General features: G+C 69.0%; 23 protein-coding genes. 11 read left to right on the top strand and 12 right to left on the bottom strand.

The features are described 5' to 3' along the window. The 3 genes from Pth03_RS31040 to Pth03_RS31030 all read right to left on the bottom strand — a co-directional run bounded on the left by Pth03_RS31040 (position 1) and on the right by Pth03_RS31030 (position 3282). Positions 1-2277: a propanediol/glycerol family dehydratase large subunit gene (locus Pth03_RS31040; protein WP_203947985.1), complete on the bottom strand. Its 2277-nt coding sequence runs from the start codon at positions 2275-2277 to the stop codon at positions 1-3. Positions 2278-2322: 45 nt separating this feature from the next. Next, positions 2323-2739 carry a diol dehydratase small subunit gene (locus tag Pth03_RS31035; protein WP_203947984.1) on the bottom strand — a complete coding sequence of 139 codons (417 nt, stop codon included), beginning with the start codon at positions 2737-2739 and terminating at the stop codon, positions 2323-2325. Positions 2740-2886: 147 nt separating this feature from the next. Then, positions 2887-3282 (bottom strand): winged helix-turn-helix transcriptional regulator, encoded by a 396-nt coding sequence (locus tag Pth03_RS31030; protein ID WP_203947983.1) that lies wholly within the window; start codon positions 3280-3282, stop codon positions 2887-2889. A gap of 118 nt (positions 3283-3400) precedes the next feature. On the opposite strand from Pth03_RS31030, the gene Pth03_RS31025 reads away from it, so the two are divergent. Continuing rightward, positions 3401-4453: an LLM class flavin-dependent oxidoreductase gene (locus Pth03_RS31025; RefSeq protein ID WP_203947982.1), complete on the top strand. Its 1053-nt coding sequence runs from the start codon at positions 3401-3403 to the stop codon at positions 4451-4453. Between the two features lies 1 nt (position 4454). On the opposite strand, the gene Pth03_RS31020 is transcribed toward Pth03_RS31025, so the two are convergent. After that, on the bottom strand, positions 4455-5987 hold the full coding sequence (locus Pth03_RS31020) for a sigma-54-dependent transcriptional regulator family protein (protein ID WP_203947981.1): 1533 nt from the start codon (positions 5985-5987) through the stop codon (positions 4455-4457). A 205-nt stretch (positions 5988-6192) separates the two neighbouring features. Between Pth03_RS31020 and exaC the strand changes: the two genes are divergently transcribed. Next, positions 6193-7716 carry an acetaldehyde dehydrogenase ExaC gene (gene exaC / locus Pth03_RS31015; protein ID WP_203947980.1) on the top strand — a complete coding sequence of 508 codons (1524 nt, stop codon included), beginning with the start codon at positions 6193-6195 and terminating at the stop codon, positions 7714-7716. Further along, positions 7716-8111, top strand: a complete 396-nt coding sequence (locus tag Pth03_RS31010) for a DUF779 domain-containing protein (protein ID WP_203947979.1) — start codon at positions 7716-7718, stop codon at positions 8109-8111. The genes exaC and Pth03_RS31010 overlap by 1 nt, the downstream gene beginning before the upstream one ends. Positions 8112-8201: 90 nt before the next feature. On the opposite strand, the gene Pth03_RS42630 is transcribed toward Pth03_RS31010, so the two are convergent. Both Pth03_RS42630 and Pth03_RS31000 read right to left on the bottom strand, forming a co-directional pair. Beyond that, on the bottom strand, positions 8202-8447 hold the full coding sequence (locus Pth03_RS42630) for an excisionase family DNA-binding protein (protein ID WP_203947978.1): 246 nt from the start codon (positions 8445-8447) through the stop codon (positions 8202-8204). A 9-nt stretch (positions 8448-8456) separates the two neighbouring features. Then, the gene (locus Pth03_RS31000; protein ID WP_203947977.1) at positions 8457-8708 is read right to left on the bottom strand and encodes a hypothetical protein; all 252 of its coding nucleotides are present in this window, start codon (positions 8706-8708) and stop codon (positions 8457-8459) included. Between the two features lie 172 nt (positions 8709-8880). Between Pth03_RS31000 and Pth03_RS30995 the strand changes: the two genes are divergently transcribed. Continuing rightward, positions 8881-9207, top strand: a complete 327-nt coding sequence (locus tag Pth03_RS30995) for a hypothetical protein (RefSeq protein ID WP_203947976.1) — start codon at positions 8881-8883, stop codon at positions 9205-9207. A 12-nt stretch (positions 9208-9219) separates the two neighbouring features. Here Pth03_RS30995 and Pth03_RS30990 read toward each other — a convergent pair whose 3' ends face one another. Together Pth03_RS30990 and abc-f are read right to left on the bottom strand one after the other, a co-directional pair. Beyond that, positions 9220-10644 (bottom strand): dihydrolipoyl dehydrogenase family protein, encoded by a 1425-nt coding sequence (locus tag Pth03_RS30990; protein ID WP_203947975.1) that lies wholly within the window; start codon positions 10642-10644, stop codon positions 9220-9222. 136 nt (positions 10645-10780) lie between these two features. Next, the gene (gene abc-f, locus Pth03_RS30985) at positions 10781-12415 is read right to left on the bottom strand and encodes a ribosomal protection-like ABC-F family protein (protein ID WP_203947974.1); all 1635 of its coding nucleotides are present in this window, start codon (positions 12413-12415) and stop codon (positions 10781-10783) included. 290 nt (positions 12416-12705) lie between these two features. Here abc-f and Pth03_RS30980 point away from each other — a divergent pair, with 290 nt between their 5' ends. The 3 genes from Pth03_RS30980 to Pth03_RS30970 all read left to right on the top strand — a co-directional run bounded on the left by Pth03_RS30980 (position 12706) and on the right by Pth03_RS30970 (position 14998). After that, positions 12706-13215, top strand: coding sequence for a MarR family winged helix-turn-helix transcriptional regulator (locus tag Pth03_RS30980; protein WP_203947973.1), 510 nt, complete (start codon positions 12706-12708; stop codon positions 13213-13215). Further along, on the top strand, positions 13208-13864 hold the full coding sequence (locus Pth03_RS30975; RefSeq protein ID WP_203947972.1) for an NADPH-dependent F420 reductase: 657 nt from the start codon (positions 13208-13210) through the stop codon (positions 13862-13864). Before Pth03_RS30980 ends, Pth03_RS30975 begins: the two co-directional genes overlap by 8 nt. A gap of 381 nt (positions 13865-14245) precedes the next feature. Further along, the gene (locus Pth03_RS30970; RefSeq protein WP_239119489.1) at positions 14246-14998 is read left to right on the top strand and encodes an NPP1 family protein; all 753 of its coding nucleotides are present in this window, start codon (positions 14246-14248) and stop codon (positions 14996-14998) included. A gap of 76 nt (positions 14999-15074) precedes the next feature. On the opposite strand, the gene Pth03_RS30965 is transcribed toward Pth03_RS30970, so the two are convergent. Then, positions 15075-16037 (bottom strand): GlxA family transcriptional regulator, encoded by a 963-nt coding sequence (locus Pth03_RS30965; RefSeq protein WP_203947970.1) that lies wholly within the window; start codon positions 16035-16037, stop codon positions 15075-15077. A gap of 263 nt (positions 16038-16300) precedes the next feature. Between Pth03_RS30965 and Pth03_RS30960 the strand changes: the two genes are divergently transcribed. Both Pth03_RS30960 and Pth03_RS30955 read left to right on the top strand, forming a co-directional pair. Beyond that, positions 16301-16762 carry a hypothetical protein gene (locus tag Pth03_RS30960; protein WP_203947969.1) on the top strand — a complete coding sequence of 154 codons (462 nt, stop codon included), beginning with the start codon at positions 16301-16303 and terminating at the stop codon, positions 16760-16762. Between the two features lie 3 nt (positions 16763-16765). Next, positions 16766-17020, top strand: a complete 255-nt coding sequence (locus tag Pth03_RS30955) for a hypothetical protein (protein ID WP_203947968.1) — start codon at positions 16766-16768, stop codon at positions 17018-17020. Positions 17021-17247: 227 nt separating this feature from the next. On the opposite strand, the gene Pth03_RS30950 is transcribed toward Pth03_RS30955, so the two are convergent. Further along, positions 17248-18894, bottom strand: a complete 1647-nt coding sequence (locus Pth03_RS30950) for a TrbL/VirB6 family protein (RefSeq protein WP_203947967.1) — start codon at positions 18892-18894, stop codon at positions 17248-17250. A gap of 433 nt (positions 18895-19327) precedes the next feature. On the opposite strand from Pth03_RS30950, the gene Pth03_RS30945 reads away from it, so the two are divergent. Then, positions 19328-19834, top strand: a complete 507-nt coding sequence (locus Pth03_RS30945) for a DinB family protein (protein WP_239119488.1) — start codon at positions 19328-19330, stop codon at positions 19832-19834. 35 nt (positions 19835-19869) lie between these two features. Beyond that, positions 19870-20073, top strand: coding sequence for a hypothetical protein (locus Pth03_RS30940; protein ID WP_203947965.1), 204 nt, complete (start codon positions 19870-19872; stop codon positions 20071-20073). 26 nt (positions 20074-20099) lie between these two features. Here Pth03_RS30940 and Pth03_RS30935 read toward each other — a convergent pair whose 3' ends face one another. After that, a complete protein-coding gene (locus Pth03_RS30935) occupies positions 20100-21164 on the bottom strand; it encodes an IS110 family RNA-guided transposase (RefSeq protein WP_203948003.1) in 1065 nt (354 codons plus the stop codon). A 237-nt stretch (positions 21165-21401) separates the two neighbouring features. Further along, a complete protein-coding gene (locus Pth03_RS30930; protein ID WP_203947964.1) occupies positions 21402-22085 on the bottom strand; it encodes an HD domain-containing protein in 684 nt (227 codons plus the stop codon). Between the last annotated feature and the right edge of the window lie 356 nt (positions 22086-22441).

Below are 22441 nucleotides of genomic sequence, written 5' to 3'. Positions count from 1 at the left end.
TCAGCCGGTGTGGCGCATGCGGATCAGCACGTCGAGCTCCACCGGCTCGGCGCCCGGCCGTACGGACTCGGTCTCCTTGATGTGCAGCAACGCCGCCTTGGCCTGCCAGCTCGGGCGGGCCATGTGGTCGTTGCGGGAGGGCACCGGCTCGGGCGAGTCGCCCGTCGCATAACGGGCGGCGTTGCGGCCGATCCTCCGATAGGTGTCGAGATCCATCAGCGGCGCCTGCGGGAACAGCTCCAGGTTGGACAGGCGCAGCAGGTCACGTTGGTGGATCATGGTGGTGCCGCGCGACAGGACGCCGACTCCGATGCCCGACCCGGACAACCGCGCCGCCGTGTGGGCGATCACCGCGAGATCCGAGCTGGAGCGCACGCGGACGACGCGGGCGTGCACACCCTGCTCCTCCACGCCGGCCAGCAGTTCGCGCAGCACGTCCGCGAGCGGCACTCCGACGATGGTCGTGGTGAAGACGTCGCCGAAGGCCGGGGAAACGCCGATGACGACCTCGCCGGAGCGGCGTCCCGGCCTGGCCGCGCCCTTTTCGTTCAGGAGGAGCTCCCGGGCGGCGGCGTCCGCCTGCGCATCGGGGTTGCGGGCACTGACCACGTGGCGCAGCCGTTTCATCTCCTCCCAGCGCTCCCCCGAGGGGCGATATCCGCTGCCCGGGCCGGCGTAGTCGTTGGGGTCGTTGACGGCCGACAACGTCGTGAGCTCCGGGGTCAGGATCGCCGAGGTGTGCAGAAGGTCGCCGGAGACGCGCTGCCGCAACACGCCGAGCAGGGCCTCGGCGATGTCCGGGAAGCCCCCGGCTTCCAGGCCCTTGACGATGTCGAGGCCGGTGACGCCCCGGTCCATGACCGACTGCGCGGCCTTCAGGTCCTCGAGCACGTCGCGTGGCGGCAGGTCCTTGCTGCCATGGGCGTAGGTGACCGCCTCGATCTCCTTGTCGGTGATCGGCGACAGCCCGAGATGGGCGAACACGCCCTGCAGCGCACGCGCGGCCCGGTTGCGGGCCGCGAGGATCTCCGTCTCGGGGACGTGCCGGAGCGCGCCGTCCACCTGCAGGTCGCGCTGGATGGTGTTCCAGTCGTCGAAGTCCTCGGGATCCAGGTTCGACCCGGCGAACATGTTGTCGTAGTTGGGCACCGCGGAGTATCCCGAGCAGATGAAGTCGGTGCCGGGCAGCAGCTGTGGCAGCAGCCGCGCGGTGCGCCGCATGTCGGAGTGCGAGAAGGACTGGTCGTTGCCGGAGGCGCACTCCAGGTCGACCGTGCTGGCGATCAGGTTCTCCGCCAGCACCGCGCGGATCCCGGCAGGTACGGCCCCGGGCACACCGATGCAGCTGATCGACCCGTTCTGCAGGCCCTGCACGCCCGCGCCCTTGGCGACCAGGATGCAGCGGACCTCGAGGTAGAGCATCGACTTGCCCTCCGCGTTGCCCATCTGCACCTCCGAGCCCGTGCCCGAGGTGAAACGCATCTTGATCCCCCGAGACGCGTAGGCGGAGGCGAGGAACGCCTTCGACCAGGGGGTGTCGTCGCCGTCGCAGAACACCTGCTCGGTGCCGTACACCGAGATCGTCTCCGCGTAGGCGGTGATGCCGCGCATGCCAAGCTCCAGCTCGGTGGCCTCTTCGAGGGCGCACTGGGTGAGCACGCCGGGCCGTCCGGTCTGCGCTCCGACCTGCAGCGCGATGGCCACCAGAGGCGCGTAGCGCACGACGCCCAGCGTGGTCTCCAGCTCGCGGAAGCCGCGCAGCCCGGCCTCGGCGGCGTCGGCGGCCACCTGAACCGGGTTGTCCCGGGCGCTCGTGGAGTGCGCCTGGTTGGCGGGGGTGCGCCGGGCCCGCATCTTCTGCAGGGCCATCATCATCTCGACCGCGTTCATGGTCTTGACGACGTCGAGCAGCTTGGCGGGGGTCAGGCCGCGCGACACCGCCAGGACGTCGGCGCGCGACACCTTCGGATCGACCAGCATGTGTGCGATCTCGGCGGAGTCCAGTGCCATCGCCCTCTCGGCCGCAGCGGGGTCGATCGCGTGGTCGGCGATGAACCGGTCGAGGAAGTCGAAGTCCTCCCGGGCCTTGCCGTCCATCTCCACGATGACTCCGTCGTGCACGCGCACGCTCGGCGACGGGTCGAACGGGCTGTCCATGGCGACCATGCCGACCTCGGGCCACTCCTCCACGAAGCCGTCGAGGTTGACGGGACGGTTCTCCAGAAGCTCGGTGCGCCGCGACCGCCGGGGGGCCGCCGTCTCCTTCTTGACCTTCATCTGCGATCTCCTCTTTCCCCGGGCGTCGCGGTCGGACGGGAGTGCTCAGGGCGCGAGCACGCCACGCCGCTCGTAGACCTCGGCGGCCTCCCGGACCAGCCGGGCGCACAACGTGGCGGAGTGATCCCGCTCCAGCTCGTCGGCGATGTCCAGGAGTTGCCGTCTGGTGGACGCCCGCGGCCGCAGGGCGTTGTAGATGCTCAGCACCTTCTCGTCCGGCAGGCCCGTCATCTCGGCGGCCCTGCGGAAGTTCTGGCCGAGCTGGGGCCTGCCGGCGGACTCGGCGATCTGTGCCTGCAGGCGGAGGGTCTCGGCCGTGATGCGGAGGTCGTCCGCCGTGACCTCGCCGGCCAGCACGGCTTCCATGGTGATCTCGTCGAGGCGTTTGCCGGTGGGCGTCCTCAGCAACTCGGGCCGCTGGGACGCCAGGGGGTAGTCACGTCGCGGGTCCAGCGGGTTCATGCGCTCACACCTGCCTTCTCACAGCGGTCCCCTGCCTGCGGGGGCCTCCGGTGTCTCGGCCTGCGGGGTGTTCACGGCGGGAGCGTCGACGATGTGAACGAATGGTAGGGATTGTCGCGTTGCAATCGCGTTGCGTGGCTCCGCCGGCTACCGCGGCGGATTCGCTGGCGGATTCGCTCTGCTGTCGAACTCCGCGCGCGCCTCATCGATCGCCGAGATGTTCTGAAGGCTCCATCGAATCAGGGGATCCGTCGCGCCGAGGAGCGTCCGGCCCAAGGCCGTGAGTTCGTAGGTGACGTTCGGCGGCATGACGGCATACACGGTGCGGGTGAGGATCCCGTCGCGCTCCAGGCCGCGCAGGGTGACGGTGAGCATCTTCTGGCTGATGCCCGCGATGGAGCGTTTGAGCTCACTGAATCTCATCGGGCCGGCGCCGAGCGTGTCGACGACGCCGAGAGACCACTTGTCGGCGACGAGGTCGAGGATCTCGCGAGCCCGGCAGCCTTGCGCACCGGACAGCTGGGCGGACGCGCTATCGGTCATCAGTTACCTCTGGGGAACCCGGGCACTGAAAAGTGCCTGATTGACTCGGCCTTTGAGGTTACCTCAAGGTACTAGGGAACCTTTGGTAAGTGTCCAGGCAGCGAAGGGGGTTCCCTGGATGAACGCGAACGTCGGGGCTGAGTTCGAACTCGGCGTCTACAGCTTCGGTGTCGCGGGACGCGACTCCGAGGGCGACCTCGTCACCACCGCGCAGGCGGTACGGAACGTACTCGAGCAGATCCGGGTCGCCGAGCAGGTCGGCCTCGACTTCTTCGGAGTCGGCGAGCACCACCACGAGCAGGTGCCGGTGTCCTCACCGACCTCGGTCATCAACGCCGCAGCGGCGACGACGTCGACGATCACGCTCTCGACGGCGGTGAGCGTGTTGTCGACAGACGACCCGATCCGCCTCTACCAGCAGGCGGCCACCGCCGCGATCGTCAGCAACGATCGGGTGGAGATCATCGCCGGTCGTGGCTCCTCCACCGAGTCCTTCTCGCTGTTCGGCTACGACGTGGACGACTACGACCGCCTCTACGCCGACAAGTTCGGCCTGCTACTGGCGATCAACGCTCGCGAGCGTGTCAGCTGGGAGAGCCCCATCCGGCCGCCTCTGGAGAATGCGCCCGTCGTCCCCCGCCCCGACAAGCCTCTCAAGATCTGGCTCGGCACCGGCGGAAGCCCCGGCTCCTCGGTCCGTGCCGGTTCCTCCGGTCTGCCCATCTCCTACGGCATCCTCAACGGGACCCCCGAGTTCTGGGGCCGGATGGGAGAGCTCTACCGCCAAAGCGCGCGCGAGGCCGGCGTCGGCCCAGAACGCCTGGAGATCTCCGTCGCCGCCCATGGCTTCGTCGGCCGTGACGGCCTCGCCGCGAAGCAGCGGTTCCACCAGCACGAGGTCGCGTCGTTCGCCCTCGCCGGTCGACCCATCCCCACGAGATGGGAGCAGGTCCAGGGGAACTACTCACCCGGCGGGATGGTTTTCGCCGGCGACCCCGTCGAGATCGCCGAGCGGATCATCGATCTCCACCGGCACCTCGGCCACCGCCGGCAGTTCCTCCAGATGGACATCGGCGGCATGCCGCACCGCGATGTGCTCACCTCCATCGAACTGCTCGGCGGGGAGGTCGCCCCGCTTGTGCGGGCCGAACTCAACGGCCGGAACGACTGACTCACGCGTCGGCGGCCCGCAGCCAGGCGAGCCTCGCAGCGGCGACGGCCTGCCGGGGATCATGGGCGGGTAGGCCGGCGGTGAGACGTTCGAACACCTCGAGATCGTCACCTCCCGCCGCGCTCTGCGCGAACGTCCAGAGGGCCTCCACGTCGTGGTGGTCGAGGACCGCCGACCGCAGAGCCGCGAGCAACTCGTAACGCTCCTCCCTGATGGCGGGGGCCTCGGAGTCCGCGAGCAGCGGCGCATGACAGGCGGCCACCGCCGTACGGACGTCGCCCGATCGCAGCGCGGCCCGTACGGCGAGGAAGTCGGCCTCGACGTCCGCACGCAAGCGGTACGGCTTGGTGGTCATCGCGTGCTCGCCGAGCCAGGCGCGGAGCCGGTGGATCTCGGAACGGGCCGTCGTGGGATTGCCCTCCTCTCCGTAGAGCTGGAGCGCGAGCTGTTCGGCAGTCACGCCCGCGGGATGCAGGGCGAGCAGGGCGAGCAACTCGGCCCGCCTCAGGGTCAGCGGCAGTTCCCGGCCGTCCAGTACGGCCACCGGCCGCTCGCCGAGGAACGCCAGCGATAGTTTCGGCCACGGGGCGGCCGGCCGGGCCGGGCGGGGCACCCGTACGAGATAGCCCTCGGGAAGCGGCTCGATCAGGGCCTCGACAAGGGTCTCCCTGCCGGCCCCGAGTGAGACGTCGCCGAGCAGCACCCGGTCGGCGCCCGGGGGGACGATGATCCGTGCGGGCCATCGGGTGTCCGGCTGGGCGGCGATGACCCGGCCCGTCGGGCTCAGCAGGGCACCCGATTCACCGCGCAGGCCGGCCAGGTGGCGCATGTTCACGGTGCGCATCCGCTCGTCGCGCATCTCCATCAGGTCGCGCAGGTGGCTCTCGGAGAGCCGCGCCGCGGCGCTGACCAGGGCGACCACGGCGGGGTGAAGCGTGTCGAGCACCCCGCTGACGTCGGCCGAGCCGAGCATGGCGCCCGTGTCGGGGTCGTGAATGGGCGCGGCCGCGCACGTCCAGGTGTGATAGGTGCGCACGAGATGCTCGGCGGAGTAGATCTGCACCGGGGCGTCGATCGCCAGCGACGTTCCCATGGCGTTGGTGCCGATGGCGTCCTCGGTCCAGCGCATGCCCTCACGCAGTCCGACCGAGTCCGCCCTCCTGCAGATGTCGGCCGGGCCCTCCCGCCAGAGGATCGTGCCGCCCGCATCCGTAATGATCATGACATGTCGTGACTCGTCCGCGATGCCGACGAGCAACTCGCGGAGCAGCGGCAACACCGGGCGCAGCGGATGGGCCGTACGCACGTCGGCCATCTCCTCCGATCCGTAGACGACCGGCGGGCGATAGCCGTCCGGGTTCACCCGTGCCGCAAGGGAGCGACGCCACGACTCAAAGATCATCCGGCGGGGTTGCACGGGCGGCCTCCCGCCGCTCAAGACGGCCTCGTGCACCTGCTGCAACAGGTGGAACTGCGCTCGGGGATCAGACGACGGGCCCACGGCCGACGCGGCTCCCCCGGTTTCGACGTCCATAGTGCTGCTCCGCGGCGGCCCCGAGGGGCGCGTCAGGGCAGCCGCACCGTCAACGACCGGGATCGCACCCGCGTCCCGGCAGGACGGACGGGCCCGCCCTCCCCCGGTTCGACGACGCTGTGCAACGACGCTGCAACGTCGTCGTCCGTACGTTTGATGCATCCCCCAATTTCAGGATAATTCAGCGTTTGGGGAGGTCAGGCGCATGACCCGTTATGCGTCCCCGGGAGAACCCGGCAGCGTCGTCTCGTTCCAGCCCCGATACGACCACTTCATCGGCGGCGAGTACGTGCCGCCCATCAAAGGCCGATATTTCGAGAATCCAACCCCGGTGACCGGTGAGACGTTCACCGAGATCGCGCGGGGCACCGCCGAGGACGTCGATCACGCCGTACGTGCCGCGGTCGGCGCGGAGGCGGCATGGGGCCGCACCTCGCCCGTCGAACGCGCCGAGGTCCTGAACAGGATCGCCGACACGCTCGAACGGCACCTCGAGGCCGTCGCGGTCGCCGAGTCATGGGACAACGGCAAGCCCGTCCGGGAGGCCCTCGCCGCCGACATCCCGCTGGCCGTCGACCACTTCCGCTACTTCGCCGCCGCGATCCGGGCGCAGGAGGGCGCACTCTCCCAGCTCGACGCCGACACCGTCGCCTACCACTTCCATGAGCCGCTGGGCGTGGTGGGACAGATCATCCCGTGGAACTTCCCCATCCTGATGGCCGCATGGAAGCTGGCCCCCGCCTTGGCCGCCGGCGACACGGTGGTGCTCAAGCCCGCCGAGCAGACGCCCGCCTCGATCCACGTGGTGCTCGGCCTGATCGCAGACCTGGTGCCGCCCGGCGTGGTCAACGTGGTCAACGGGTTCGGCGTGGAGGCCGGCAAGCCGCTCGCGCGGCACCGCGGCATCCAGAAGGTCGCCTTCACCGGGGAGACGACCACGGGGCGGCTGATCATGCAGTACGCCAGCGAGAACATCATCCCGGTGACCCTGGAGCTCGGCGGCAAGAGCCCGAACATCTTCTTCCGCGACGTCGCCGACCTGCGTGACGCGTTCTACGACAAGGCGCAGGAGGGGTTCGCGATGTTCGCGCTCAACCAGGGCGAGGTGTGCACCTGCCCGTCGCGGGCGCTGATCCAGTCGTCGATCTACTCCTCGTTCCTGGCCGACGGCGTCGCCCGGGTGAAGAGGATCAGGCAGGGCCATCCCCTCGACACCGAGACGATGATCGGGGCCCAGGCGTCCAACGACCAGCTGGAGAAGATCCTCTCCTACATCGACATCGGCAAGGAGGAGGGTGCCCACGTGCTCACCGGAGGCGCGCGTGCCGACCTCGGCGGCGAACTGTCCGGTGGCTACTACGTGGAGCCGACGATCTTCGAGGGCGACAACAAGATGCGGATCTTCCAGGAGGAGATCTTCGGCCCGGTGTTGTCAGTAACCAAGTTCGACGAATACGCCGACGCCATCAAGATCGCCAACGACAGCTTGTACGGCCTGGGCGCCGGGGTGTGGACACGGGACGGCACCACCGCCTACCGGGCCGCTCGCGAGATCCAGGCGGGGCGCGTGTGGACGAACTGCTACCACGCCTACCCGGCGCACGCGGCCTTCGGCGGATACAAGCAGTCCGGCATCGGCCGCGAGAACCACAAGATGATGCTCGACCACTACCAGCAGACCAAGAACGTGCTGGTCTCGTACGCGCCGAACGCACAAGGCTTCTTCTGATGTCCGGTGCCCGCGGAAGCCGTGTGGAGGTGACCGAGGCGGCGGCGGCCATGCTCCGGCGGCTCACCGACCTGCACGGGCCGGTGATGTTCCACCAGTCCGGAGGGTGCTGCGACGGCAGCGCGCCGATGTGTTACCCGGCGGGAGAGTTCCGTACCGGCGACGCCGACGTCCACCTGGGCGATCTCGTGGTCGAGGGCGTTCAGGCGCCCGTCCCGGTGTGGATGTCCGCGTCGCAGTTCGTCTACTGGAGGCACACGCATCTCACCATCGACGTCGTACCGGGCAGGGGCGCCGGGTTCTCCCTGGAGGCTCCCGAGGGCGTGCGCTTCCTGACCCGCTCCCGGCTCATGACCGATCGGGAACTCGAGGAGGACGCGCTCACCAAGAGATGATGACGGGAAAGAACGACCCCGCGTCGTCTTCGGCTTCAGCATCGCCGATGGAAGGAGTCCGCTCGTTCCAAAGCGGTTGAAATATGCTCCTCAGAATTCATTGGCGGGCTTGTCGTACATTCCCGCACCAACGGACTCTGTGGTCAGCTCGTCAAGAAGTCGCCGCCGCTCAGCCCGACGTCTCTCCTTATATGCGAGAACATCCTGGAGTTTTACTCGACGATGCGCTCCGGGCCTGTCCGTTGCACACTGGTAGGCGATCTCGCCGCTTTCCAGAAGCTTGACAAGGGTAGGTCTAGAGACTCCCAGCGACTCAGCCGCTTCGTCAGTCGACATGGTCATGCGCTATGGAGCCACGGTGACGGCCAATCCCTTCGACAGCGCCTCTGCCACCTGCAGCAGGGCTTCGTAGATCGGCAATGGCAAGGGCAACCGCGGAGACCCGTCGGGACCCGTCAGAAGGGCAGGGCTATCAGCGACCGGTCGCCCTCCTTTGCGCAGCTCTTCAACGAGATCGACTATGGCGGCATGGGTCTGAGGATCCTCTTCTGGAAGAAAGGTCCGGGCGTCCGCGGCGGCCAACGGCGTGTCGCTCATACGCCTCCGTTTCCGTTTGTCCCCGGTACCCGGACCGTACAACAAACGAAACTAGCGAAAACTCTCTCAGCTGAACATCGGCCGACCCCTCGTCAAGATCTCATCACCCCTGCATCCACTGGAACATCCTCAAGGATTCGTTTTGTCGTAAGTGCCGGGTATCGTCCCGGGCATGATCGACGAGACGTGGGAGTTGCGCCGGGGCGGGGAGATCCTCGGCGAGGTCCGGGTGAACGACGCCGACTTCCCGTGGCTCTCCGGCGAGTTCGTCGCCCACGCTGGGTTCGCGGAGGTGGAGCCGCTGTTCGCCGCGGAACTCGCCCTCATGAAGGAGGACGAGGAGCCCGACTGGAACGAGTGGGAGGCCGCCTACGATCGCATCAGCGAGCAGATGCAACTGATCGACCCTGACGGCAAGCAGGTGGCCGACTTCATCCTGCACATCGAGGGGCAGGACGCCTGGTTCCGCTGGATCGACGCCGCTGTGGACGAGGAGTAGCCATCCGGCGCCTCACAGGCCGTATTCCTCCAGGAGCTTGAGCCAGATCTCGCTCACCGTCGGGAACGAGGGGACGGCGTGCCAGAGCCGGTCGAGCGGCACCTCCGCGGCCACCGCGACGGTGGCCGAATGGAGGAGGTCGACGACCGCGGGGCCGACGAACGTCACGCCGAGCAGCACCCGGCGGTCCTCGTCGACCACGGCCTTCGCCCTGCCGGGATAACCCTCGGCCTGGAGGTAGGCCCCCTCGACCTCCCCCATGTCGTACTCCACGATCCGTACGGCGAAGCCCGCGGCGCGGGCCTGAACCTCCGTACGACCGACGGTGCAGACCTGCGGATCGGTGAAGATCACCTGGGGGGCGCCCTGGTCGTCGGCGGTGTCGCGCATCCCCGGCAGGTCGTCGGGCCGGCCCTGGGCCCGTGCGGCGATCACGTCTCCGCACACGCGAGCCTGGTATTTGCCCATGTGGGTGAGGAGGTTGCGCCCGTTGGCGTCGCCGATCGCATACAGCCAGCCCTCGGGGACGCCGGTCGCCCGCATGCTGGCGTCCACCTCGATCGGGCCGTTCGGCTTCAGGTCGATCGTCTCCAGGCCGATGTCGCACACGTTGATCCGGCGGCCGGTGGCGACGAGGATCTCGTCGGCCTCGATCCTCGATCCGTCGTCGATGTCGACGGTCGCCGGGCCGCCGGGGACCGGCCGTTCGACGCATACGGCCGTCCGGCCGAAGCGCACGTCGATGCCCGCCTCCCGAAACGACCTCACCAGGAAATCGCCCGCGAACGGCTCCGTGCGCGAGATCAGGCGCTCGCCCCGCACGAGCATGGTCGTCTCGTGGGAGCCGAGCGCGTGGAGCGCCTGGGCCATCTCGCAGCCGACGACGCCGCCACCGATCACGACCAGCCGCCTGGGCACCTCCCGCACGCTGGTGGCCTCCCGGTTCGTCCACGGGCGCGCCTCGTGCAGCCCGGGCACGTCGGGGATGAGCGGGTCGCTGCCCGTCGCAATCACGACGGCCTGCCGCGCCCGCAGCGCCCTGACGCCGGCGTCCGGCCCGGCCACCTCGACGGCCAGAGGCCCGGCGAGGCGTCCTCGGCCCCGGAAGAACGTCGCCGGGACCCTCTCAATCCACTGCACCTGCCCCGCGTCGTCGAAATGCGAGACGGCCTCGTCACGACGTGCCGTCACGGCCCCGGTGTCGATCGGGCCGCGCAACTCCAGGCCGGGCAGCCGCCGCACCTCGCCGGCGAGCCCCACCGGCCGCAGCAGCGCCTTGCTCGGGATGCACGCGTAGTAGGCGCATTCGCCGCCAGCCAGCCGTTCCTCGATGACGGCGGCGGTCAGGCCGCCCCGTACGGCTCGCCCGGCCGCCGTCTCTCCGACCGGTCCCGCTCCGATCACGATCACGTCGAAGACGTCGGCCTCGTCCGCCATGGAGCCTGCACCACCTCAGGTCGCGCCGCCGCCGGCTTTCACGCATAAGCGTTCCCCGATTTCGGGCGATAGAGGGAAAAATGGTGTTAAGGGCAGCATCATGGATGAAATCCCCTCGCCGGGCCTGCCGGCGACCTCACGCGTCGGGGGCGGCGGTCTCGAGCAGGCGCCCTTCGGACAGCCGCAACCAGCGGTCCACTCCGATCTCGCGGAGGAACCGCTCGTCATGGCTGACCACCACGAAGGCGCCCTCGTACGACTGCAGGGCCCCTTCGAGCTGGGCGACGCTGACCAGGTCGAGATTGTTGGTCGGCTCGTCGAGAAGCAGGAGTTGCGGTGCCGGTTCGGCGTACAGGAGGCACGCGAGGGTGGCCCGCAGCCGCTCGCCGCCGGACAACGCGCCGACGGGCAGCTGGGCCCGCGATCCCCGGAACAGGAATCGCGCCAGCACGTGCATGACCTGCGCGTCCCTCAGGTTCGGCGCGAACGCCCTCAGGTTGTCGGCGGTCGAACGGCCGAGGTCGAGCAGGTCGAGCCGCTGCGACAGATACGCCACCCGCCCCTGTCCGCGGGTCAGACTGCCCGCCTCCAGCGCGAGATCACCGCTGATGAGCCGCAGCAGGGTGGACTTCCCGGCGCCGTTGCGCCCGGTCAGGGCGATGCGCTCCGGGCCGCGGATGGTCAGGTCGGCGCCGTCGCCCGCGAAGATCTGCCGGTCGCCCTGACGCACCCGCATGCCCGCGCCGACCAGCACCATACGCCCGGCCGGGACGCTGGTCTCGGGCAGCGACAACGAGATCCGCTGGTCGTCGCGCAGCGCCTGCTCGGCCTGGTCCAGCCTGGCCTTCGCCGCGTCGAGCCGCTGGCCGTGCACCTCTGCCGACTTCCCCGCGGACTCCTGGGCACGGCGCTGGTGATTGCCGGCGTGCAGCCGGGACAACCCGGCCGACTTGAGATTGCGCGCCGCGTTGCCGGCCCGGCGCTGGGCGCGCTCCCGGGCCTGCTGCGCCTCCCGCTTCTCCCGCCGCAGCTCCTGCTCGGCGTTGCGCACGTTCTTCTCGGCCACCTCGCGGGCCTCGCGCACCGCCGTCTCGTATTCGGTGAAGTTGCCCCCGTAGAAGCGCAGCTCTCCGCCGCCGAGCTCCGCGATGCGGTCCATCCGGTCGAGCAGCATCCGGTCATGGCTGACCAGCAGCAGAGCGCCCTTGTAGTCCTGGAGCACCTCGTACAGCCTGTGGCGGGCCTCCAGGTCGAGGTTGTTGGTCGGCTCGTCGAGCAGCAGCACGTCGGGGCGCTTCAGCAGCTGCGCGGCCAGGCCCAGCGAGATCACCTGGCCGCCGCTCAGCGTCCGCGTCGTCCGGTCCAGCGCGACGTCCGTCAGGCCGAGCCGGTCCAGGACGGCGCGGGCGCGTTCCTCGATGTCCCAGTCGGACCCGACGGTGGTGAAGTGGTCCTCGCTGACGTCACCGGACTCGATGGCGTGCAGGGCGGCGATCACCGGCGCCACCTCCAGCATTTCCGCCACGGTCACGTCGTCGGCCAGCGGAAGCGTCTGGGGCAGGTAGCCCGGCGCCCCCTCCACCGCGACGGAGCCCGAAGCCGGGCGAAGCGCACCGGCGATCAGCCTGAGCAGCGTGCTCTTGCCGGCGCCGTTGGGGGCCACCAGGCCGGTACGGCCGGCAGGGACGCTGAAGGAGAGGTCCTCGAACACCGAGGTGCCGTCGGGCCAGGAAAAAGACAGGTTGGAAACAACGATCAAGGCGTCGGACATCGAATCGCTCTCGCGTTCGGCCGGTACGGCGAAGCCGTCCGGCGAAATGATCAGGAAACGAGGACATCGCCAAACGGCGGTTACGCGAAAAGCGCGTCACCGATGGCCATGGGCTCCGGGATCACCCGGAGATGTCGTCGTCGCCTGCCATGTCACGCTCCGATGTCCGACACTGATGCTCGGTCACGGTACCAGCCCGCCATCGATGCGTGTAGACCCCGGCCGATCATTTGATTGACACGTCAACCATGCGCGTATGATTGAAGCGTCAACCGGATGGGGTGTGGATCATGAGTGACGGCGGCCCCGCCACCAGCGCGGCGGCCCGGCGGCGGATGTCGGTGGAGGAGCTCGCGATCTGGCGAACGCTGGTCGACACGACCGCCGAGCTTCGCCGAATCCTGGGGGCAGAGCTGCTGCGGGATTCCGGCCTTTCTCCAGCCGATTATCACGTGCTGCTCGCGCTGAGCGAGGCGGAGGACAGGCGGCTGCGCTCATCGGAACTGGCGGCGACCATCGACTGGGAGCGGAGCCGGCTCTCCCATCACCTCAAGCGGATGGAGGGACGCCACCTCATCCGCCGCGACGAGTGCCCCACGGACAACCGCGGCGCCGAGGTCTCACTCACCGATGACGGGGCCCGGATGTTCCGAAGCGCCACCGCGCCCCACGCGCGCGCCATCAAGAAGCACTTCGCCGACGCCCTGACGCCCGAGCAGTTCGAGGCTCTCGCCGGCATCCTGACGGCCCTGCAGAACCATCTCCACCCCGACCCCGCCGCAGAGGACCTCCATGACTGAGCCGGCCATGTCGTCGCCCCGGATCGCCGTGCTCGGCGCCGGTCACGTCGGCCCGGTGATCGCGCGGATCGCGATCGACGCCGGCTACCACGTGACGATCTCCGCTTCGGGCGACCCCCAGAAGATCGCCCTCATTACCCAGGTGCTCGTGCCGGGAGCCGAACCGCGCTGGGCCGCCGACGCCGTCCGTGACGCCGACATCGTGGTGCTCGCGATCCCGCTCCACGCGTTCGCGACGTTCGACCCGGCATCGGTGGCCGGCAAGCTCGTCGTCGACACGATGAACTACTGGCCGCCGACCGACGGCGTCCAGGGCATGTTCGACGATCCCCGGTACGGCAGCAGCGAGATCGTCCAGCGCCGCCTCGCCCGCTCGACGATCGTCAAGACCTTCAACCACAAGGGCTACCACGAGCTCGAAGAGGAACGACGGCCCGCGGGTTCCCCCGATCGGCGTGCGCTCGGCGTCGCCGGCGACGACCCCGCGGCCGTCGACATCGTGGCGGAGGTCGTGGACCGCATCGGCTACGACGCCGTCCAGCTGGACGGTCTGCGGGCGGGCCGCCTGTTCGAACCCGGCGGTCCCGTGTTCGGCGCGTCAATGCTCCGGGCGGAGTTCGAGAAGGCCGTTTCCGCCGAAGCCGCGTGAGGCGTCGCCTCTCATCACGGCCGGGCCGTACGGCACGCGTCCGCGAACTCCCGGCATGAGCGCGCACTTCTCCGATTCCGCGACGGGGCGTGACCGCACGCTTTCGTGACGCGCGCCTTTCGCCGTATACGCCCCCGTGGGCGCACGCGGATGTTCCCGACGCCAGAGGTTCATGCGTCCTTAAACTTCCGCCTATTTCAGGCTTGACTCAATGATGTCAAGATCCTACCGTGATCCTCGATCAAGACAGATAATTCCGTCGCCTCCGGTGCCCGCAGCCGTTTCGATATGCCAGGAAATCGATCAGGAGGTTTGATGCGACCAGTGTCATCCGGGGCGTCGCCGGACGCCGTACGACCGGTCAGAAGGCGATTCGGAAAATTGTCTTTCGCCGTCCGCGCATTCGTGGCCGCCATTGCGATGGTCGTCGTCTTTCCCGGCGTGGCCTTCGCGGATCCGCCGCCCGCGCTCGACTGGGCGGCCCCATGGCCCGACCGCATTTACGAGCCGGGTTTCGACTACGACGGCGACGGTTGCTATCCCACCCCGGCCATCGGGCGTGACGGGACGATCGCCCCGGGCCTGGCGCTCGGTGGAGCCGAGAACGGCCACTGCCGCGACTCGTGGGACCTCGACAACACCAACGCCTATTCGCGCGTCAAGTGCAACAACGGATGGTGCGCGTACATGTACGCGCTCTATTTCGAAAAGGACCAGGCCGCCCTTGGCCCCGGAAGCGCCGGTCACCGGCACGACTGGGAGCACGTCGTCGTATGGGTGCAGGGCGAATGGGGCATGTACGTGGCGGCGTCCGCCCACGGCAAATACAACATCCGCGCTCGAAACGACATCCCGTGGGACGAAACCGGGAAACACCCGCTGATCGTTTACCACAAGGACGGCATCAGCACCCACTGTTTCCGTTTCGCCAATTTCGGCGAGCAGCCGGAGAATCACAAGGGATGGTGGCAGTGGCCGCCGCTGATCGGTTGGGACAATTACCCGCCCGGTTTCCGTGACAAGCTGGTCAACGCCGATTTCGGCGCCGCCCAGTTCGGGCTCAGGAACGGCTGGTTCGAAGGGGAACTCGCCAAGGCCAAGCCGGCCGGAATCCCGTTCGATCCGTACGCCTGACCGGCCCGCTATCGGGAAACGCATGACAACGGCCGCCGCCCGCCCGGGCGGCGGCCGCCGGCACTCAACCGCACGCTCACACCGCGGGCAGCGGACGCCGGCCGCCGAAGGACGCGCGATAGGCCTGCGGGGTCGTTCCGACAACCCGCTTGAAACGTTCGCGGAAAGCGGCCGGCGAGCCGAATCCGGCCTGAGCGGCGATCCTCTCGACGCCGTGATCGGTGTTCTCCAGGAGGTACTGCGCACGGCGCACCCGGGCGCGCAGCAGCCACTGCAGCGGGGTCGTGCCGGTCTGCTCGCGGAAACGGCGACTGAAGGTGCGTTCGCTCATCCCTGACCGGACGGCCATCTCCTCCAGGGTGAGGTCGTGGCCGAGATTGTCCTCGATCCAAGCCAGCACCGGCTCCATGACCGACCCGCGCGGCGCCGGCGGGTGCTCGTGCACGATGAACTGCGCCTGCCCGCCTTCGCGCTCCAACGGCATGACCGACAGGCGGGCCGCGTCGGCCGCCACGGCGGAACCGTGGTCGCTACGGATCATGTGGAGGCACAGGTCCATGCCGGCGGCGGCGCCCGCCGAGGTGAGGATCTGCCCGCTGTCGACGTACAGGACGTCCGGCCGTACGTCCACGAGCGGGAACCGCTCGGCCAGTTCGGCGGCGGCGACCCAGTGGGTGGTCGCGGTCAGCCCGTCGAGCAGACCGGCGGCGGCCAGGATGAAGGCGCCGCTACAGATCGACGCGATCCGGGTGCCCTGCGCGGCCGCCCGGCGGAGTTCCTCGAGCACATGCGGCGGAGGCGGCGCGGCCTGCTCCGAGCAGCCGGGCACCATGATGGTTTCGGCCTCGGCCAGCGCCTCCAGCCCCCACGACACCTTGACGGTGAACGCCGCGCTGCGCACCTCCGGCTCGGGCCCGCACACCCGGATGCGGTACGGGTTGCGCCCGTCGGGCAGCCGGGTGCGGCCGAACACCTCGATCGGCGTCGACAGGTCGAACGCCACCACGTCATTCAGGGCGAGGATCGCGATCGTGTGCACGAAGGCCACAATAAACGTGATCCGGCCATCCCGGTTCCTGTGCTCTGACGCCTGTCACCCCACGTCAGAGACCTGGCGAGAATCCGTTGGCATTTGGCGATCCAGCCACTGGGGCGAGCGCTCCCCTCTCCCTAGCCTGGGCGGGCACCAGGAAGCCAGAAGGAGATCTCGCCGATGTACGCGCAGTCCGCCCACGAACGTCGGGGCCTGGTCCGGCACCAGAACGGACATACCAGGCACGAGAGCACGTCAGGGGCCGCGTCATGACGAAGGTGCTCCTCGCCGTCCACGTCCTGGCCGCCATCATGGCGATCGGGCCGGTCGCCGTCGCGGCCAGCATGTTCCCGGCCGCCGTCCGGCGCGCCGGGCAGGAGGGCACCGGCGGTGTGGCCACCGTCCGCACCCTGCACCGCATCTGCCGCGTCTACTCCGCCGTCGGCCTGGCCGTACCGGCCTTCGGGCTGGCCACCGCGAACAGTCTCCACGTGCTCGGAGACACCTGGGTGATCGTTTCGATCGCGCTCACCGCGCTCGCCGCCGCCGTCCTCGCCCTGTTCATCCTGCCTCGGCAGGACGCCGCACTGGCCGCCCTCGGTTCGGAGCCGGCCGCGGTGGATCGCGAGGCCACCGTACGGCTGGCCATGGCGACCGGCGTGTTCAACCTGCTGTGGGCCGTGGTCACCGTCTTGATGATCGTGCGTCCCGGCTCCACGACGGGGGTGTGAGCGATGCGACGTGTCCTACAGGCCGCGGCCTCCGTTGAACTGATCTCCCTCGCCGTGCTGCTGGCCAACCTGGCGACCGCGCACTGGCCCGCGGTCTCCTCGCTGGTGGGTCCGCTGCACGGCTGCGCGTACCTGCTGGTCGTCCTCACCACCGCCCGCGACCGGAACGCGGGGGCAAGGACCAAGGCCCTGGCGCTGATCCCCGGCATCGGCGGACTGCTCGTCATGCGCCGGCTGGCACGAGCCGGAGTCGCGTAGCCCCCTCACCCGTCTGACCTGCGGCGGCCCTGCGGCCTCGGAGCCCTCGTCAACACGTGTGCCCGCATGAATGCCACGGCCACCGCCTCCCTCCGGCTTCTTCCCGAGCCGAAGATGAGACGGTGGCCACCATGCTGCCCGGCGACATGCCGTATTCGGATGGCCGCTATCCGCTGTGGCGGATAGCGGCCATCATCGCCGAATGCGGCAAATGAGCAGCTCAGAGGTTAACCGACAGGCCGAGGATCAGATGCCCGCGCCGGCTTAGCAGCCACCGTGGTGGTGAACGCGGTGGTCGACCGGTTGCGCCTCAGCGGCGGAGCCGACGGGGTGTCATCCCAAGACGGTCCAGCGGTACGTCGCGATCCGTGAACGGTCCTCCTGGTAGTCGTGGGGGCCCAACAAGGCTTCTTGTGAACCTTGGGGCACTTGAATACGAGCATGACGTTGCCGCCATTGCCGCCATTGGCGCTTCCGCCGTTGCCGATGTTGCTACTGCCGTTGCAGGCGCTGCCGCTGCCGCCGTTGGCGCTGGCGCTGCCACCGGTGGAGTCGCCGCCATTGGCGCTGGCGCCGGCGCCGCCGGCGCCGCCGTTGGCGCTGGCGAGGGCGCTGCCGCCGTCGCCACCGGAGCCGCCGTTGCCGCCGGCGCCGCCGATGGAGAAGCCGCCGGGGCCGCCGGCGCCGCCGGTGGCGTCGCCGCCGTTGCCGCCGTTGATGTTGGCGTCGCCGCTGCCGCCGTTGGCGCTGGCGGTGGCGGCGACGGTGGTGGCGCTGGAGGCGGAGGCAATGCCGATGCCTATATTGCCGTTGCCGGCCTGCTGGCCGGAGCCGGCTGCGGCGGCCTGGACGCTGCCGCCAGTGCCGGTGGCGCTGGCGCCGACGGTGTTGCCCATGGAGTCGCCGCCGGTGCCGCCGTTGGCGTTGTTGGCGCTGGAGTTGCCGTTGCCACCGGTGGCGTTGCCGCCGGTGCCGCCGTTGGCGTTGCCGCCGTTGCCACCGGAGCCGCCGGCACCGCCAGCGCCGCCAGCGCCGCCGGTGGCGGCGGCGCTGCCGCCGGCGCCACCGGCGCCACCGGAGCCGGTGGCGATCCCACCGGCGCCACCCTTGTCGGCGTCGCCGCCGGTGGCTTTGCCACCGTTGCCGCCGTTGCCTGCGAAGGCACAGGCCGTGCCGGACGCGTCGCCGCCGCCGCCGCCCTTGCCGCCGCTGACATTGAAGTTGACGCCCTTGGGGCGCTTACCACCGGTGGGTATGAAAGTGAGGGTGGCGCTGGTTCCATCGGCACCCGCAGAAGCAACGCCCGGAGCGCCACTCTCACCCGCAGCGCCCGAAACGCTGGTTCCATCGGCACCCGCAAAAGCAACGCCCGGAGCCCCGCTCTCACCCGCAGCGCCCGAAACGCTGGCTCCATCGGCACCCGCAAAAGCAACGCCCGAAGCGCCACTCTCACCCGCAGCGCCCGAAACGCTGGCTCCATCGGCACCCGCAAAAGCAACGCCCGGAGCGCCCGCAAAAGCAAGGCCCGAAGCGCCAGAGGCAACGGCGAAAGCACCGTTCCCACCGGCATCTCCGGTGGTCATGCCGGTGTTGATGGAGTTTCCGCAGTTTGCGCCGCCGATGCCGATGCCGAGGCTGAGGCTGAGGCTGAGGCCGACACCGGTGCCGAGCATGGGACCGTTGCTGATGTTGTTGCAGTTGCGCTGCAGCGCGCTTCCGAGCAGGGGCGTACCGCTCAGGAGGCCGAAGTTCTGGTTCGTACCGATTGACGCGCCGTCCCACACATCGAAGTAGGGGTCGACCGTCGCGACGGCGGCCTGGGCCGGCGCCGCGAACATGCCCACGGCGCCGACGCCGAGTGCGACCGCGGCCACCTTAGCCATTCGATTCATAAATCCCCCGGTGCATGTTCCTTTTCACGAGAGCGGGATGAGAACCCGAGAACCCCCGTGCGTCGGCGAGCGCGCCGACTAATACGAGCGCATTTCTATCACCCAGGCGGAACAGCGGAATGTCCGCTTCCTCGCGACTATGACCAGGAACAGTTCGGAAAAGACCGGATATAGGCGACAACAAACCACCCCAGAGTCGAACCACACCCGGCCCGGGAGAAAGGCATAGTAAACAGCCCACCCAGGTCAGGGGATAGATTTTCGAGCACCTTTAGAAATGCGCGTAACGGTCAGGCGCTGAGCCGGGCGAGCGGGGCCTGCACTGGGGTGGGGCGGCCGCCTGCGCCCACACGTGCCCCGCATCGCCCGTTGAGAGAAGCGGTCGATGTGACCGCATATGCGGCAGACTCGGGCCATGATCGCCGATTCTGTGGACACGGTCCTGATCGCCTTCTTGGAAGCCCAACGCGCCAGGGCGTTAGCCGTCGTCGCCGATCTCGACGCCGATCAGCTGACGACGTCGGTGCTGCCCTCCGGCTGGACACCGCTCGGGATGATCGAACACCTCGGACATGCCGAGCGGCATTGGTTCCAGGAGGTCGCCCTGGGATCCGCCGCGCCCCTTCCCTGGCCTGACGACCCCGACGAGCACCACGGCGGGCCGTTCACGACCACCCGGCAGGCCGATGCGGTCTTCGCGTTCTACCGCGATCAGATCGAGCGCGCGAACGCCGTACTGGCCGAGACCCCGTTGTCGGCTCCGCCCCTAGGACGGCACAACCAGGGGGACGCCGACCAGGTCACCGACCTGCGCTTCATCGTGATGCACATGATCGAAGAGACGGCCCGCCACCTCGGCCACCTCGACGCGGCCCGCGAACTCCTCGACGGCCGCGTCGGCCTCGGCCAGGACGACCTCTGACGTCCGGCCGGCACCTCAGGCGAGAAGGAAACACCGTGGGTTACGACATGTATTGGGTGCGCCAGGCCGACGGGGAGGCGGAGGCGCTCGCCGCCGCCGAGCAGGTGTGGGAGGAGGCGCTGAAGGCGCGCGACCTGATCGACGACCAGCGGGGCATCTTCGACGAGGGCCGAATGGCAGATCGCCTTCCTCGACGGCGCATCCCGGCACGACGGGTTCGAGGTCTACTGACGCGGTGATTCCCAGGGTGATGCTCCCATGGATGTCAAGCCACGCGTTCGTGATCGTTTGTCGTGATGATCCTGTAGAGCTCGCGGGCGATGTAGCGTTTCAGGCAGCGGATGATCTCTTTCTTTGAGAGGCCGTCTTTGGTGCGTCGTTCCATGTAGGCGCGGGTGCGGGGGTCCCAGCGCAGGCGGCATAGGACGATGCGGTAGAGAGCGGCGTTGGCTTGCCGGTCACCGCCGCGGTTGAGGCGATGCCGGTTGGTTTTACCCGAGGAAGCGGGGATCGGAGCCGCGCCGCACAACATGGCGAAGGCGGCTTCGGAGCGGAGCCGGTCATGGTTTTCCCCGGCGGTGACCAGGAGCTGGCCGGCGACGTCGGTTCCGACACCGTTCGTGGCGACCAGGCGGGGATTGATGGCGGCCACGAGGGGATCCAGGAGTTCGTCGAGATCGGCGATCTCGGTGGTTAACTGCTGGTGGCGGCGCGCAAGGGAGCGCAGGGCGATTTTCGCAGCGGTGGCCGGGCCGGCGGCATCGGTCCGGTCGGGCCGCAGGTTCGCGCAAGCGGCGATCAGCGCCCTGACGGGCAGACCCCGCAGCTGTTCGCGGAGTTCTTCCGGAGCAGTCACGATCAAGGCCTTGATCTGGCGTTGGGTGTCCGCGCACTGATCGACGGCGCTGCGCCGGGCCACCCGCAGGTTCCGCAACGCCTCGATCCGGCCGTCTCGCTGCTTGGGCGTGCCGGTCCGCTCGTCGGCCAGCGCGGTCTTGGCAGCCTGGATCGCATCGATCGGGTCAGACTTGCCCTGGAAACGACGGGTCTTGCGGTCGGGACGGTCGACCTCGACCACCTCGACCTGCTCATCTCGCAGCAGCCGGGCGAGTCCGGCTCCGTAGGCGCCGGTGCCTTCGACCCCGACCCGCGACAATCGCCCGAATCCTCGCATCCAGGCGAGCAGCGCTAGGTATCCGGTGGAGGTGGTGGGGAACTGCTCGGTGCCCAGCACCCGTCCCACCGGGTCGATCACTGCCGCGGTGTGGGTGTCTTGATGGGTGTCGACTCCACCGGCGACCTCGATGGTCGGCGCGTCTTCAGATGTAATAGGGGGCATCGTCGTCCGGTCGTTGTTGACCGGGGCAGGGCGGCACGCACCAGCCGGGCAACGCGGACAAGACAGTGATGGGGCCTCTGGCCAGGCTCCTATGAAGTCACAACGCCACGTCCGGTGAGTGCACATGAGCGCCTCTCCGCCGGGGCCGACAGATCCCGTTGAGGACCCCAAGGTCAGTCAGTCGTTGGGTCAAACCCCGCCGGGAGGCGCTCATTTCCATCATCACTGTCAGTCGTAGGCGCGCCAGCGGACCGCCCTGGCCTGTTCCTCGATCACGCTTCCCCCTCCCGGCAGGGAGCGTTGGTCGACGAGATCGGCGGTCATCGAGAACCGAGGGGCCTTCTCCGGCCGCGCCACGGCCGGGGCTACCACGGCGTCGACGAGGGCGGTCGCGAGGTTCTGCCGGGGGTAGAGCCGGTGAACGCGCGCTGCGGTGGAGTCGGGGACGAACTCGGTGCCCGCCCCGAAGTCGATCACCACCGCGGTCCTCGTCATCTCGCAGATGGGACCGCGTCTTTCCGCGATCCCGCCCGAGGTGTTGAGCGCGATCGCCTCCCAGACGATGTCCACATCACGGCCCGGCACGCCCCTGGTGCTGAGGAAGTCGGCGGCGAAGTCGGCCCCGTCGACCTCGAAACGCTGCCGGCCGTCGGCGAGGTGAGTGAGGCCGACGTCGTGAAGCGCACAGGCGAAGAAGAGCAACTCCGGGTCGTAGTCGCGCCCCGGTCGCGCCCCGCGGTGCGCCGCCAGCAACTCGGCGAAGACGTAGGTGCGGATGCTGTGGTTGGCGATGGCGGGGGTCGCGGCGCGCATGATGAGCGTCCGGACCTCCGCGGCGAGCGGGCTGTCGGGCGGTTCCGGGAGCGGCCGCTCCTCATCCAGGCCCCTGGTCGGCGTTTCCTTTTCACTCATCACACGTCCTGTCCGTACCGCGAGGACGGCGGCGGACATCGCCGCCGCATCCGTTGATCTGTCGCTGGCTCGCCACGACGGCCCACATCGCCGACGCGCGGAAAACCGGCATCGTGAGACCGACCGTAGGAGGGACGCGCCGGGGGATGAATCCTGCAAAATTCGTAGTCACCCGCAGACGGCCGCCCGCAGACGATCGCGCCTCCGAGCCACTCGACATGCTGTGCGCCTGGGACGCGTAGACGCCGGGTCTGCGCAGGCCGCGGCGCGCAGACTATGAAATTCACGTGATTTCCGGCCGCCGTGCCCGGGTTTAGCGTCTCCGGCGGATGGGCCAGGACCATCGGCTTGCCGTG

Source organism: Planotetraspora thailandica (genome assembly GCF_016863335.1).
GTDB lineage: Bacteria > Actinomycetota > Actinomycetes > Streptosporangiales > Streptosporangiaceae > Planotetraspora > Planotetraspora thailandica.
The sequence above is the reverse complement of the archived record's forward strand: the minus strand, read 5'-3'. Positions and strand labels throughout refer to the sequence as shown.